Here is a 14,431-nt window from a genome sequence, read left to right as displayed (position 1 = left end):
TGCTGCGCCTGGCCTGACGCGCGGGCGCCCGCCCCGGCCGGCGCCCGCGCGTCAGGCCAGGCGCAGCAGGCGGCAGCCGTGCGGCTCGAGCTCGAGCTCGACGGCGCCGCCGACGATCGGCAGCTCGGCGCCGCTCCACACGTCGACGGCCGAGGTCGCGCCGGAGCAGCCCAGGTCGGCCAGGTGCGCGGAGTAGGACCGCGCCGACGAGCCCAGCCAGAACACTCCGCGCCACTGCTCGTCGCCGCGCCACGCCGACCACACCACCAGGTCGCCGTCGCGGACGATCTCGCGGCTGCCGTCGCTGCCGAGGAGCGCGAGGACGTCGCCGTTCGTCAGCAGCGCCAGGGTGACGGCGGGCGTGTCCGGGAGGTGCCCGCCCATCATCAGCGGCGAGCGGAGCAGGCACCACAGCGTCACGAGCGTCCGCTGCTCCGCGGGCGTGAACCGCGAGAGCCGGTCCTCGCCCACGTGCGCGCGCACGCCGATCCGCCCCAGCGGCAGCATGTCGGCGTCGGCCCAGGCGCCGGGACGCTGGTGCGGAGCCCAGCGCGCGGCCCGCTGGAACTGCTCGTGCAGGTGGGCCCAGTCGTCCCAGAAGTCGTCCGAGATCCGCCACATCTGCGCGGTCGACCGCAGCAGCTCGAGGTTCTCGAGCGAGAGCTGCTTGCCGGGGGAGAGGCTCAGCACCATCGGACGGCCGGTCGCGTCGATCGCGCGCGAGAGGGCGGCGATCTCCTCCGCCTGGATCGGCGGGTAGAGCACGTCGTCGAGCTTCACGAAGTCGACGCCCCACGAGGCCAGCTGCGCCATCACGGAGTCGTAGTACTGCTGCGCGCCGGTCGCGCTCATGTCGACGCCGTAGTTGTCGGGGTTCCACGGGCAGACGTTCCCGCGGTCGACGATGTCGGCGCAGGTCGCCTCCGCCCCGAGCACCGGCAGGCCGAGCTCGACGGCCCGCCGGGGGACGCCGCGCATCAGGTGCACGCCGAAGCGGAGGCCGAGGGCGTGCACGCGCGCGGCCAGCGCCGTGAATCCGCCCGTCGCCGCGGAGGGGAAGCGGCCGACGGCGGGCTGCGGGCGTCCCCAGTCGTCGAGCACCGGCTCCGACACCTCCTGGTAGTCGCTCGTGCCGGGATCGGGCTCGTACCACTGGATGTCGACGACGACCGTGTCCCAGCCGTGCGGCAGGAGGTGCTCGGCGAGGTACGCGGCGTTCGCGAGCACCTCCTCCTCCGTCACCGAGGCGCCGAAGCAGTCCCAGCTGTTCCAGCCCATCGGCGGGCGGCGGGCGGCCTCCGTGCGTGCGGCGATCACGACAGCTCCAGCGTCACGGTCGCGAAGGAGTGCGGGGGAAGCGTGACCCGCAGGCCTGTCGCCGTGGTCTCGATGCCCTCGAGGGCGACGGGGCTCACCTCGTCGGCGGCGCCGGGCCGGTTGTGCGCGTCGGGGCGGTCGGCGGTGAGGAGGCGGCCGGTCGCGCCGGTCACGGTCCCGCCGCGGAAGTCGAGGGAGACCTCGAGCGGCTCCTCCAGGTCGACGTTGGTCAGCGAGACCAGGACGCGGCCGTCCTTCGTGGAGGCGGAGGCGGAGGCGACGGGGATCTCGCGGCCGTCGACCGCGTGCGTCGGGCCGGCGACCGTGGTCGGCAGCACCGTCGCGTCGTGGTGCCCCTTGTTCATCTCGAACACGTGGTAGGTCGGCGTGCGGACCATCTCGCCGCCGTCCGGGTCCGTCAGCAGCATCGCCTGCAGCACGTTCACCGTCTGCGCGATGTTCGCCATCGCCAGGCGGTCGGCGAAGCCGTGGAAGACGTCGAAGTGCCAGGCCGCGACCATCGCGTCGCGGATCGTGTTCTGCTGGAAGAGGAAGCCCGGGTGGGTCCCCGGCTCCACGTCCCACCAGGTGCCCCACTCGTCGAGCACCATCCCGTACTTCTTCTCGGGGTCGTGGACGTCCATCACCGCGGCGTGCGAGCGGAGCAGCTCCTCGATCCCCTGCGCGGCCACGATCGTGCTCCAGTAGGTGTCGGCGTCGAAGTCGGTCGCGCTGCCCTTCGCGTGCCAGCTGCCGCCGATCGTGTAGTAGTGCACCGAGACCGACTCCCACGGCACGGAGGAGAAGGGGTGCCCCTCGATCTCGGGGATCACCTCCATCAGCGTCTGCGTCCAGTGGGTGTCGGCTCCGTCGGCTCCGGCGGCCACGCGGTAGAGCGGAGTGTCGTTGCCGCTCTGCACGAAGGTCCCGAACTGCCGCGCCAGGTCGGCGTAGGCGCCGGCGCGCATGTTGCCGCCGCAGCCCCACGTCTCGTTGCCGAGCCCCCAGAAGCGGACGGTCCACGGCTCCTCCCGGCCGTGGGAGCGGCGCAGGTCGGCCATCGGCGACTTCCCCGCGCCGGTGAGGTACTCGGCCCAGTCCGCCATCTCCTGCACGGTGCCGGAGCCGATGTTGCCCGAGATGTAGGCGTCGGCGCCGAGCAGCTCGCAGAGCGCCATGAACTCGTGGGTGCCGAAGGAGTTGTCCTCCGCGACTCCGCCCCACTGGGTGTTGATCAGGCCGGGGCGCTCCTCGCGCGGGCCGATGCCGTTGGTCCAGTGGTAGCGGTCGGCGAAGCAGCCGCCGGGCCAGCGGAGGTTGGGGATGTCGAGGGCGCGGAGGGCCTCGACGACGTCCAGGCGGATCCCGCCCTCGTTCGGGACGGGCGAGTCCTCGCCGACCCAGAAGCCGTCGTAGATGCACCGGCCGAGGTGTTCGGCGAAATGGCCGTAGAGGTGGCGGCTGATGGTGGCGCCGGGGCGGTCGAGGTCGACGGTGACGGTGCTGTTCACGGAGTGCTCCAGGGTGGTGGCGGACGGGTCGGCGGCGGTGCCGGCGGTGTCGAGGACGCCGGGGTCGGCGGCGGTGCTCACGCGGTCTCGCGGACGAGCCGCAGGACGATCGCGCGGTCGGCGTGGAAGGTCGGCAGGTCCAGGCCCGCCTCGCCCAGCAGGCTCCCCGAGTAGGCGGGGGCCGGGGCGTCGGAGTCCAGCGGCACCGTCGACTCCAGCCAGTGCGGGCTCTGCCAGGGCGGGCCGAGCGAGCCGGGGCGCGCGGTCTCGATCCGGTAGCGCGCCCGCGGATCCAGGCCCGGGAGGCGGACGCGGCGGCGCGAGTCCGCGGTCAGCGCAGGCGTGACCAGCGTGTACAGCGCCTCCGAGCCGTCCGGCGCGACGACGCCGCGCAGCGACGGCGCGTCGGGGTCGGAGTCGTCGCCTCCGACGACCCGGCCGGTCGCGATCAGGCCGCGGTGCTCGCGGTACGCCGCGATCCAGCCCGCCAGCACGGGCTCCTCCTCCGCGTCCAGCTCGCGGAGGTCCCACTCGATCCCGAAGTGGCCGAGGAAGGCGATCGCGCAGCGGGTGTGCAGGTCGCTGGTGCGACCGGTGACGGAGTTGACCGGCGAGGCGACGTGCGAGCCGAGCATCTCCGGCGGCACGAGCAGCCCGGTCCAGCGCAGCATCCGCGAGCGGTCCAGCGGGTCCTGGTTGTCGGAGGTGTGCACGCGGTCGGTGCGCTCGAGGATCCCCAGGTCGACCCGGCCGCCGCCGGAGGCGCAGCTCTCGATCTCGAGCTCCGGGTGCCGGGCGCGCAGCTCGTCGATCAGCCGGTACAGCGCGAGCGTCTGCTCGTGCACCGCGGCCGTCCCGGTGGCGGGGTGGCCCGCGTCGATCAGGTCGCGGTTGTGGTCCCACTTGAGGTACGCGACGCCGAGGTCGGCGACCAGGCCGTCGAGCACGCTGAGGATGTGCGCGAACGCGTCGGGGTTCGTCAGGTCGAGCACCTGCTGGAAGCGGAACCGCGGCGGCAGCTCCTCGCGGGCCCGCAGGATCCAGTCGGGGTGCGCGCGGGCGAGGTCGGAGTCCTCGTTGATCATCTCGGGCTCGACCCAGAGGCCGAACTCCATGCCCAGGCCGCGGACGTGCTCGGCGAGGGGGAGGAGGCCGTCGGGCCAGGCGACGGGGTCGGGCGTCCAGTCGCCGAGGCCGGCGCGGTCGTCGCTGCGGCCGAGGAACCAGCCGTCGTCGAGCACGTAGCGCTCGACCCCGAGGGCTGCGGCGCGGTCGGCCAGCTCGGCGAGGACGGCGAGGTCCTGGTCGAAGTAGACCGCCTCCCAGACGTTGAGCGTCACCGGGCGCGGCCGGCGCGAGGAGCGGGAGACCCCGCGGAGGTGGGCGTGGAAGCGGGCGGCCGCGGCATCGAGGCCGTGGCCGAAGCTGCCGGAGATCCAGGGGGAGGAGTAGCTCTCGCCGCTCGCGAGGCGCACCTCGCCGGGCAGGAGCAGCTCGCCGCCGCGGAAGGCGAGCCAGCCGTCGCCGCGCTCCACCGCGTGCTCGTGGTTGCCGCCGATGCCGACGTGGCAGAGCCAGACCCGGCCGTCGGCGGAGTCGAAGCCGGGGGTGCCGACCGCGACGACCGTCGTCGCGTCCAGGCCGGTGCGGCCGCGCCGCGAGGAGCGGGAGTGGGTGCCGGTGACGACGGGGTGGCGCTGGGGGATCTTCTCGGTGCCCCAGCGGCCGGAGAAGTCCAGGATCTCGCGGGCCTCGGTCGGGATCCGGAGGGCGGGGTCGACGCCGATCACCTCGAGGTGCCCGGCGCCGTCGTTGCGGACCGAGACGCGGGTCCTGAGCAGTCCGGCAGGGGAGAGAACGATCTCTAGGGCGACCCCGATCCGGGCCTGCGCGTCGTGCGCCTCGACGGTCACGGCGGCGCTGCCGGCCTGCGCGACCGCGCCCTCCGCGAGGGCCTCCCCGTCCACCGAGACGGTGTCCACGGTCAGCCTCGGCGACCAGCCGGCGCCCTCCCGGTGCACCCGGAGACCCGGCAGGCCGGCCCAGCCGAAGGTGTGCTCGGGCAGGATCCCGGGCTCGTAGGGGACGTCGGAGGAGCCCTCGATCCCCGTCCGCACGGGAGTTCTTGCGAAAGCTGCGAGATCGTCGTCGCTCGCGTCGAGTCGCGGACCCCAGTGCAGCAGCACGGGCAGGTCGCCTCCCGACTGAGTGAGGAGGGCGGACACGTCATCGGCGACGAGATGGATCACTCTCGGGGATTGCATGTCCCCATTCCTATCGTCGATCCTGGTCTGAGTACAGCGAGAGATCGATCTCGACTCTCGGTCGGATGGACCACCGCGCGGATCGACCCGCGCCGATCGACCACCGCTCGCACCGCGCACCCGCACCACCCACGGCCTCGACGAGGAGCACCCATGCCGCTGACCCACCCGGCCCCGCACGAGACCCGCCTGGAGCGCGGGGTGCTCGACGCGCGGCGGCGGCTCAACCGCGACTACCTCCTCTCGCTCACCGACGAGGGGCTGCTGCAGAACTTCCTGATCGAGGCCGGGATCGGCGACCAGGGCTGGCACCTGCACCCCTCGCAGGACTCGCGCGAGGCCCGCGGCCTCGACCGGCACTGGGGCTGGGAGACGCCGGGCTCGCAGCTGCGCGGGCACTTCCTCGGCCACTGGCTCTCCGCAGCGGCCCGCGAGGTCGCGGTCACCGGCGACCCGCTGCTGCGCGTCCGGATCGACTCCGTGCTCGACGGACTCGAGCGCTGCCAGGAGGAGAACGGCGGCGGCTGGATCTGGGCGATCCCGCGCGGCTACCTCGACCGCCTCGCGACCGGCCGCCCCGTCTGGGCGCCGCAGTACGCGATGCACAAGCTGCTGATGGGCCTCGTCGACCTGCACCTCGACCTCGGCGACGAGCGGGCGCTGCGGATGGCGCGGGCCGCCACGGTCCCGCTGCTGGAGTGGGTCCGCGGATTCGACGACGCCGCGTTCCAGGAGATCCTCGAGGTCGAGACCGGCGGCATGCTCGAGGTCTGGGCCGACCTCCTCGCGATCACCGGCGACCCCGTCTACACCGAGATGCTCGGCCGCTACGACCGCCGCTCCCTCTTCGAGGGCCTGCTCGAGGGCCGCGACGTGCTGACCAACATGCACGCCAACACCACGATCCCCGAGGTCCTCGGCGCCGCCCGCGCCTACGAGGTCACCGGCGACGAGCGCTGGCGGAGGATCGTCGAGGCCTACTGGGAGCAGGCGGTCACCCTCCGCGGCACCTTCTGCACGGGCGGTCAGACCTCCGGCGAGATCTGGACGCCGCCCTTCGCGTTCGCCGCTCGCCGCGGCGAGAAGACGCAGGAGCACTGCGTCGTCTACAACATGATCCGGCTGGCCGACGTGCTGCTGCGCTGGACAGGCGACCTCGCCTACGCCGACTACATCGAGCGGAACCTCTGGAACGGCCTCCTCGCCCAGCAGAACCCGCGGACCGGGATGGTCGCCTACTTCCTGCCGCTCGAGGGCGGCGCCCGCAAGGACTGGGGCAGCCCGACCGAGGACTTCTGGTGCTGCCACGGCACGCTGGTGCAGGCGCACACGCGCCACTCCGGGCTCGTCTTCTACCGCGGCGGCGACGCCGAGCTGACGATCGCGCAGCACGTCGACGCGAGCCTGCGCCTGCCGACCGCCGTCGGCGACGCGGCGGTGCGGGTCGAGGTGCTCGACACCGCCGGCTACGTCGGCCCGGACGCCAACGCGGGTGCCGCGGGCGACGTGCACCGCCCCACCGCCTCGCGGATCCGGGTCGAGATCGTCTCGGAGGAGGGGGTCGCGCTGCACGTGCGGCTGCGGGTGCCGGAGTGGACCGTCGGCGAGCCGGGGGTCGCGGGCGACGCCGAGCGCGTCCGGGCGGGCGACGGCGCGCTCCTGATCGAGCACCCCGGCGGCCGCACGAGCGTCGACCTCGCCTTCGGCACCGTGATCCGCGCCGTGCCGATCCCGGACGAGCCGGGCACGGTCGCCTTCGTCGAGGGCCCGATCGTGCTGGCCGGCCTCGTCGACCGCGAGATCGCGCTGCGGGGGCGACTCGAGGACGCCCCCGCCCTGCTCGCCCCCGACAACGAGCGGCAGTGGACCCAGTGGCTGCGCGGCTACCGCGCCGTCGGCCAGCCCGCCGCCGTCCGCTTCCGGCCTCTGCACGAGGTCGTCGACGAACCCTTCTCGCTCTACTTCCCGGTCCCGGCCGGGAGCTGATGGACAGGATCCCCTCCGTGACCTGCGCTCCGCGCTCATGACCGCCTCCACCGCCTCCCCCGCCGTCCAAGCGATGCCCCGCGGCCGCCTCCTGCTGCCGATCTTCGCGATGCTCGTCGGCTTCGGGCCGCTCACCATCGACCTGGTGCTGCCGTTCCTGCCGACGCTGCAGGACGATCTCGGCGTCTCGGTGGCGACCGCCCAGCTGGTCGTCACCGGCGCCACCTTCGGCTTCGCGGCCGGCCAGCTCATCTCCGGACCGCTCAGCGACGCGGTCGGCCGCAAGTGGCCGCTCGGCGTCTCGGCGGCGCTGCACATCGCGGCGAGCCTCGTCGCGGCGATGACCTCCGACACCGCCGTGCTGCTCTCGGCCCGCTTCGTCCAGGGCGCCGCCTGCACCGCCGCGGGCGTCGTCGTCACCGCCATCGTCCGCGACCTCTACAGCGGCAAGCGGCTCGTCACGATGCTCGCGAACCTCGCCGTGATCGTCTCGGTCTTCCCGATCCTGGTGCCCTCCGTCGGCGCGCAGCTGACCAAGGTGATCGACTGGCGCGGCTCCTTCCTCGCGGTCGCCGCCTGGGGAGCGCTCGCGACCGTGATCGCGCTCCTGGTGCTGCCCGAGACGCTGCCCCGCGAGCGGCGGCACCAGGGCGGGCTCGGCCCGTCGCTGCGCAACTCCTTCGGGATGCTCCGCCGGCCGCGCGTGCTGGCGCTCGCCGCCGCCTCGGCCGCGGGCTGGTCGGTCGGCTTCGCGTATCTCGCGACCGCTCCCTTCCTCTACACGAACGTCTACGCGGTCGGTCCCGACCTGTACGGGCTGCTGTTCCTGGTCACCTCGCTCGTGACGATCGCGGTTGGGCAGACGACGGGACGGGTGATCGTGCCCCGGTTCGGACCCCGGTTCGCGATGTCCGCCTCGGCGATCGTCACGGCGCTCGGCGCCGTCGTGGTCGCGGTGCTCGCGCTCACCGGCACGCAGCCGCTGCTCGTCGTCGTCGGCGCGCTGACGTTCGCGCTGGCCGGCCGCTCGCTCGGCTTCGCCCCGGTGCAGTACCTCTCGCTGCAGGGCCCGTCGAGCGAGGCGGGCAGCGTCACGGCGATCCTCGGCACGGTCAGCTTCACAGCGGCCGGACTGGTGATGCCGGTGATGGGCGCGTGGGCCGAGATCTCGCTGATCCCGTTCGCGATCCTGCTGCTGCTCGCGGGGCTGGTCGAGGGCGGCGTCGCACTGCTGTTCCGGCCGGGCTCGCGGCGCTTCGATCCGGGGGCGCAGCGGCTCGAGGACGAGCCGGCCGGGGCCGCCCGACCGGCCGGCCCCCGCGCGCACGACGAGAAGAGCTGAGATGACCCTCCGGGAAGGGACCACCGTGGAACTGCGCTCCGGCGACTACACCCTCCGCGTCGAGGCGGGCGGCCTCGAGGTGCTCGCGGGCGAGCGCGTCCTCTACGCGAACGACCGGCCGCTGCGCGTCACGGTCAAGACCGTCGCCGCGATCAGCGAGTACTCCGGCGCGCCCTACGACGCCGTCTCGCTGTCGGAGGGGGCGATCACCGCGAGCGGGACGATCACCGTCCGCTCCGGGTCGGCCTTCGCCGTCACCGACGTCTGGCGCGTCGCGGGCGACGGCTTCTCCGTGCACCGCGACGTCGAGGTGCTGGCGGCCGGCGGCGACCTCGGCTTCTCCACCGCCGTCTCGCTCGGGCTGACCGGGTCCGACGACCTCCGCGACTACGAGTGCTTCGCCCCCGGCGCCTGGTACCGCGACAACGCCTTCGGGCCCGCCGACGCGATGGGCCACGACCCCGGCAGCGAGTTTTTCTGGCGCACCGAGACGCACTACGCGCTGCCGCTGTTCGCCGCGCAGAGCCTCGCGACCGGCGAGACCGTGGCGCTCTCGCGCTGGGCGGCCGACGCGACGCTGCCGCGCCTGGACGTGGTCCGCTCGGAGAACTTCACCGACCCGGAGTGCACCGTCGGCTCGATCGGCCTGAGCCGCCCGCAGGGCACGACGCTGAACTACCTCTACTACGGCTTCGGCGTACGGACCCCGCTCGACGTGCCGCCCGCGGGCCTGTCGATCGACTACGTCCACCCGGGCGCCGACGGCGAGCGCCCGATCGACAACCCCTACTCCGGCCTCGACTACGACGCCGCCCCGAAGGCCCTGCAGCGGGTGAACCACCCGGTCGAGGTCGGCTTCCGCCAGCGCTACGCCGTCGCGGTCGACCTCGGCCGGTACGACGACTTCGCGACGATGATGCGCGCCACCTGGCGCAGCACCTACGCCCGGCTCCGCGACGACCTGTTCGAGGTCGACAACGAGCGGCACTTCCACCACGGCATGGCGATCCTCCAGCGGCTCACCCGCCGCTACGGCGACTCCTGGGGCCTGCCGTTCGCCTGCCAGCTGCCGGACCTCGACGTCTCGAGCGTCTCCTTCCAGTTCGGCTTCGTCGGGCAGCAGCCCGGCATCGGCTACCAGCTGCTGCGCTACGGCGACCGCGAGGGCGTGCCGGAGGCGTTCGAGCAGGGCGTCGGCATCGTCGACTTCTGGGCGCGGACCGCGCTGCCCGAGTCGGGCCCGCCGCGGATGTGCTTCAACCCCTCGCTCGGCGGCTTCGAGCCGTACCCGCACTACCTGCGGATGCTCGCCGACGGCGTCGAGGCGATCCTCGACGCCTACCTGCACCTGCGCGACCTCGGGGACGAGCGCCCGCTCTGGCTCGAGTTCTGCCGGCGGACCGCCGACTGGCTGCTCGAGGTGCAGGACGCCGACGGCAGCTTCCACCGCGCCTACAACGCCGACGGCTCGGTGCGGATGGACTCGCGCTCGAACACCCCGAGCGTGATCCGCTTCCTCGTGCAGCTGCACCTCGTGACGGGGGAGGGGCGCTACCGCGCGTCCGCCGTGCGCGCCGGCGAGTGGTCGTTCGCGAACATCCACCGAACGCTGGAGTACCGCGGCGGCACCTGCGACAACGCCGACATCCAGGACAAGGAGGCGGGCATCTACGGGCTGTTCGGCTTCCTCGCGCTGTACGACCTGACGGAGGAGCCGCGCTGGCTGGAGGGCGCCGTCCGCGCCGCCGACTACACGGAGACCTGGACGTACGCGTGGTCCTTCCCGGTCCGCGCGCCCTGGGCGCATCCCTTCAACCGGTACTCGATCAGCGGACAGAGCATCATCACCCTCGGCGGCGGCGCCGACGTCTACATGGCGGCCTGCTCGTACAGCTACTACCGCCTGCACCTGATCACGGGCGACGAGCACTACCTCGATTTCGCCGAGTTCCTGCACCGCAACACCCGCCAGTCGACCGACGTCGACGGCAGCATCGGCTACGCGATGCCCGGCCTCGGCCACGAGAGCGGCGACTTCGCGACCCAGACCCTGCGCAGCCACCACCACTGGCTGCCCTGGTGCACCTTCATCGAGGTCGACCCGGCCTCGCGCCTGCGCGACACCTTCGGCGTCTACGAGATCGCCGATGCGCAGCGCCTGCCCGCCGCCGAGCGGGCGGCTCGCAACCGCGTCTACGACCGCTACGGGCACTCGCGGAGCTGAACCGACCCCACCGCATCCGGCGCGCGTCTCGTTCTCCCGTCGACGCGGCCACACGGCGGGTCCGGCGGCCAGCGGGGACGACGCCCGTTGCGTTGCTCCGCCTTCGTCGGCGTACCGGAGCCCGTTCCGCGTGCTGCACCCGCACCCTCCGCAGTGCCCTCAGCCGCGCCACTCCACGTCCACGCGCACCGCCTCCGCACCGAGCTCCAGCCCGCCCGACACCTCGCGCCCGTCGACCCGCAGCACCGCGTCGCGCAGCGTGCGCACCCGCGTCCCGCCCGCCGGTGCCAGCCACTCCGCGCTCGACACCCGCCGCACCCGCAGCGACGCCCGCCCCGGCGACCACTCCAGCCGGTCCACGACCACCCCGCCGCGCGCGCGCAGCCCCGTCACGGCACCCCGCGCCCACGCGGACGGCAGTGCCGGCAGCACCGTCAGCGTCTCGTCATCCGATCCCAGCAGCATCGCCGCCACGAGCCCCGGCAGTCCGCCGCTGGCGTCGAGGTTGAAGATCCGCCCCGCGTCGTGCCGGGTCGTCAGCGTCGGTGACCAGTGCTCGACCGCGAGCCACTCCGCGCAGGTCAGCGCCGCGTCCCCGTCACCCAGCGCCGCCGCCGCGACGCCCACCTGCACCAGCCCGAACGCCATTTCCATCCGCCCGGGAGGAGCGGTCGGCGCCTCGGCCCGCCACGCGATCTTCGCCGCCACCGTCGCCGCCGCGGCGGCCCGCAGCCGCACCGCGGAGGCACCGGGGCCCTCGAAGGCAGCGTCGCCCGCGTACCAGAGCGGGTACAGCTGCGACGCGTGCCGGTGCGCGATCTCCTCCGCGAACCGAGGGTCGATCCACTCCGCCAGCGTGCCGTCCTCGGCGACCCGGTACTCCGGCAGCTCCGCCACCACCCGCGCCCAACGCTCGTCGAGCGAGTCGTCGCCGCGGGCCCGGCCGAGCAGCGCCGTCGCCCGCGCGGCGTCCCGCAGCACGGCGACGTCGATCGTCGCATCGACCGCTATCGGCGAGCGCGCACCACCCGGTGTGTTCTCGGGGGAATAGGAGGGGACGATCCGGCGCACCCCGTCGACCACGGTCGTCCCGGTCTCGGCGAAGCGCAGCACGCCCTCGGCCAGCTCCCACAGCCGGTCGTCGACGATGCCGCGATCTCCTGTGGCCGCGACGGCGTCGGCGGCGAGGCGCAGCACCCAGCCGCCGCAGCCCGTCCAGAAGAGGTGCGGGTAGCTCGCCGCGAAGTGGTCGGCGCGGCCGTGGGTCGACATCCGCGACGGCAGGAGCATCCCCTCCGCCCCGTAGACGAGGCGCGCGTTCTCGCGGTAGTCGTCGAGGTGCGGCAGCACCAGCTCCAGGATCGACAGCGCCAGCTCGGGCGTGCCGGTCGGGATCATCCCCGCCATCGCGCCGTTCTGCACGTTGCCGTTCAGCGTGTAGTCGGCCGACCAGGCCGGCCGCCAGGTGCCCTGCCAGACGCCCTGCAGCGTCGGCGGCAGCTCGCCGGTGGAGGCGACGATGTTGGCCCGGCCGCTGAGGTACGCGAGCTCGACGACGCGGCGGCGCGCGCCCTCGTCGCCGGAGCGGGCGGCGTCCCACAGGTCCTCGGTCAGCTCGGCGTCGGAGGCGCCGTCGAGATCCAGCACGGAGGCGCCGACCAGCCGGCCGTGCCCCTGGCGCTGGGCCTCGCGCAGCTCCGCCCACGAGGCGTCGTCGCCCGTCGACTCGCCGCCCGCACGCTCCCGGCCCGCCGGCTCGTCGCCCGCCAGCGACAGATCGACACGGAGGAGCGCGCCCGCCCCGGCCGCGACCGGCACCGTCGAGCGGGTCACGACGCCCTCCACGTCCCACGGCGCCCCGGTCGCCGCGGTGACCGTCGCGCGGATCCGCTCGCCCCCGGTCTCGGCACTTCCGGTCCCGGCGACGGCCAGCAGTCGTCCGACCGCTCCGCCCTCGACCGTCGCCTCGACCACGGCCGACGCGTCCGGCACGCCCGTGTCGAATGAGGTCGCGTCCCCGGCGCCCAGCCCGAGCTCGACCGTGCTCTCGCCGTCGCGCTCCGACTCCACCCGCAGCCGGACGCTCTCGCCCCCGTGCGGAGCGATCAGTCGCACCGCGTGCCGCCCGCCGTCGAGGTCGGTCCACTCGACCGCGACCTCGCCCAGCAGCGGGTCGAGCAGGCGCCGGCTCGACGCGACCCCGCCGGCCGTGCGGATCGACAGCGTCGCGCACAGCCCGAGCGGATCGGTCCAGATCAGGCCGCCGTCGTAGCCGCTCGCCCGCGCCCCGCGCTCGAGCAGGTCGCTCGCCGCGTCGGCGTCCCCGGCCAGCAGGGCACTCCGCAGCTCGTCCCGCACCGGGGCGAGGTCCGGGGCGGCGGGCCGCGCGTTGACGGGGAGGAAGTAGCGCTCGTGCGCCAGCGAGACGGTGAGCGCGTCGGCCGGGCCGTGCACCACGGCGCCGACGCGGCCGCTGCCGACGATCAGGCCCTCCTCCCAGGTCGGGGCCGCAGTGGCGGTGACGAGAGTGGGCGTGCGCGACAGTGCGCCGTCGATCGGGGCGATGATCGGTTCCTTTCGGGCTCGCGGGAGTGCCTGATATGTTGCGTGGAACTTCAAATTACCTCTCCCGGTGCGACGGCGCGCGGGGGTCGAGAGTTAGGAATCCGCGATGACGCGACCGATCACCCTGTTCACCGGCCAGTGGGCCGACCTCCCGTTCGAGGAGGTGGCGCGCCTCGCGGGGGAGTGGGGCTACGACGGCCTCGAGATCGCCTGCTGGGGCGACCACATCGACGTGGCGCGCTGGGACGACGCGGAGTACGTGCAGAGCCGGAAGGACATCCTCGAGCGCAACGGCCTCCAGGTGTTCGCGATCTCGAACCACCTCACCGGCCAGGCGGTCTGCGACGACCCGATCGACGAGCGCCACCGCGACATCCTCAGCGACCGGGTCTGGGGCGACGGCGACCCCGAGGGCGTCCGGCAGCGCGCCGCCCAGGACCTCAAGGACACCGCCCGCTTCGCCGCCGCGCTCGGCGTGACGCAGGTCAACGGCTTCTCCGGCTCGTCGATCTGGAAGGGCGTGGCCATGTTCCCGCCCGCCTCCGACGAGTGGATCGCCGCCGGCTACCAGGACTTCGCCGACCGCTGGAACCCGATCCTCGACGTCTTCGAGGAGGTCGGCGTCCGCTACGCGCTCGAGGTGCACCCGAGCGAGATCGCCTACGACTACTGGACCGCCAAGCGCACCCTCGAGGCGATCGGCCACCGCGCCTCGTTCGGCTTCAACTTCGACCCGTCGCACTTCGTCTGGCAGCAGCTCGACAGCGTCGCGTTCGTGCTCGACTTCGCCGACCACATCTTCCACGTTCACGTGAAGGAGTCGGTCACCAACCTCGACGGCCGCAACGGCGTCCTCGGCTCGCACCTGCCGTGGGCGAACCCGCGCCGCGGGTGGACCTTCGTCTCGACCGGGCACGGCGCCGTCCCGTGGGAGCCGGTGTTCCGCGCGCTCAACGCGATCGGCTACACCGGCCCGACCAGCGTCGAGTGGGAGGACGCCGGCATGGACCGCCTCGACGGCGCCCCCGAGGCCCTGGCCTTCGTGCGGAAGCTCAACGCGATCACGCCGCCGGCCGACGCCTTCGACGCGGCGTTCTCGACCTCGCGCGACTGACCGCCCGCCGCCCGCCTGCATCCCGGAGGCCGGAAGGACCGACTGCCCGCGAGGGCCGTCCGGGCCTCCCGGCCTCCGTCGTGCTGCGAGCGCGTCCGCAACCGGGGC

Annotated in this window: 8 protein-coding genes; 4 read left to right on the top strand and 4 right to left on the bottom strand. The window is 73.7% G+C overall.

The genetic code is table 11. From position 1 onward, the window contains the following. Positions 1-51: 51 nt before the first annotated feature. Genes C5B95_RS03660 through C5B95_RS03650 form a run of 3 tightly spaced genes read right to left on the bottom strand, consistent with a single transcriptional unit; the run spans position 52 to position 5,092 of the window. Positions 52-1,317, bottom strand: a complete 1,266-nt coding sequence (locus C5B95_RS03660) for a glycoside hydrolase family 27 protein (RefSeq protein ID WP_258059770.1) — start codon at positions 1,315-1,317, stop codon at positions 52-54. Further along, a complete protein-coding gene (locus C5B95_RS03655; RefSeq protein WP_308471270.1) occupies positions 1,314-2,909 on the bottom strand; it encodes an alpha-L-arabinofuranosidase C-terminal domain-containing protein in 1,596 nt (531 codons plus the stop codon). Before C5B95_RS03655 ends, C5B95_RS03660 begins: the two co-directional genes overlap by 4 nt. Then, positions 2,906-5,092, bottom strand: coding sequence for an alpha-galactosidase (locus tag C5B95_RS03650; protein WP_104348491.1), 2,187 nt, complete (start codon positions 5,090-5,092; stop codon positions 2,906-2,908). Before C5B95_RS03650 ends, C5B95_RS03655 begins: the two co-directional genes overlap by 4 nt. Positions 5,093-5,245: 153 nt before the next feature. Between C5B95_RS03650 and C5B95_RS03645 the strand changes: the two genes are divergently transcribed. The 3 genes from C5B95_RS03645 to C5B95_RS03635 are packed head-to-tail and all read left to right on the top strand — an operon-like array spanning position 5,246 to position 10,644. Beyond that, positions 5,246-7,078 (top strand): beta-L-arabinofuranosidase domain-containing protein, encoded by a 1,833-nt coding sequence (locus C5B95_RS03645; RefSeq protein ID WP_181067987.1) that lies wholly within the window; start codon positions 5,246-5,248, stop codon positions 7,076-7,078. A gap of 37 nt (positions 7,079-7,115) precedes the next feature. After that, positions 7,116-8,420 (top strand): multidrug effflux MFS transporter, encoded by a 1,305-nt coding sequence (locus C5B95_RS03640; protein WP_104348490.1) that lies wholly within the window; start codon positions 7,116-7,118, stop codon positions 8,418-8,420. A 1-nt stretch (position 8,421) separates the two neighbouring features. Continuing rightward, positions 8,422-10,644: a hypothetical protein gene (locus C5B95_RS03635; RefSeq protein ID WP_219813807.1), complete on the top strand. Its 2,223-nt coding sequence runs from the start codon at positions 8,422-8,424 to the stop codon at positions 10,642-10,644. Between the two features lie 159 nt (positions 10,645-10,803). Here the strand turns inward: C5B95_RS03635 and C5B95_RS03630 are convergent, their stop codons facing one another. Further along, positions 10,804-13,263, bottom strand: coding sequence for a glycoside hydrolase family 95-like protein (locus C5B95_RS03630; protein WP_104348489.1), 2,460 nt, complete (start codon positions 13,261-13,263; stop codon positions 10,804-10,806). Positions 13,264-13,315: 52 nt separating this feature from the next. On the opposite strand from C5B95_RS03630, the gene C5B95_RS03625 reads away from it, so the two are divergent. Then, a complete protein-coding gene (locus tag C5B95_RS03625; protein ID WP_104226056.1) occupies positions 13,316-14,323 on the top strand; it encodes a sugar phosphate isomerase/epimerase in 1,008 nt (335 codons plus the stop codon). Positions 14,324-14,431: the final 108 nt, after the last annotated feature.

Source organism: Rathayibacter sp. AY1A7 (assembly GCF_002930845.1).
Classification (GTDB): domain Bacteria; phylum Actinomycetota; class Actinomycetes; order Actinomycetales; family Microbacteriaceae; genus Rathayibacter.
The sequence above is the reverse complement of the archived record's forward strand: the minus strand, read 5'-3'. Positions and strand labels throughout refer to the sequence as shown.

Excerpts from the sequence above, each read along its gene's own strand:
- C5B95_RS03635 (WP_219813807.1), top strand. The coding sequence starts at position 8,422 with ATGACCCTCCGGGAAGGGACCACCGTGGAACTGCGCTCCGGCGACTAC.
- C5B95_RS03645 (WP_181067987.1), top strand. The coding sequence starts at position 5,246 with ATGCCGCTGACCCACCCGGCCCCGCACGAGACCCGCCTGGAGCGCGGG.
- C5B95_RS03640 (WP_104348490.1), top strand. The coding sequence starts at position 7,116 with ATGACCGCCTCCACCGCCTCCCCCGCCGTCCAAGCGATGCCCCGCGGC.
- C5B95_RS03625 (WP_104226056.1), top strand. The coding sequence starts at position 13,316 with ATGACGCGACCGATCACCCTGTTCACCGGCCAGTGGGCCGACCTCCCG.
- C5B95_RS03650 (WP_104348491.1), bottom strand. The coding sequence starts at position 5,092 with ATGCAATCCCCGAGAGTGATCCATCTCGTCGCCGATGACGTGTCCGCC.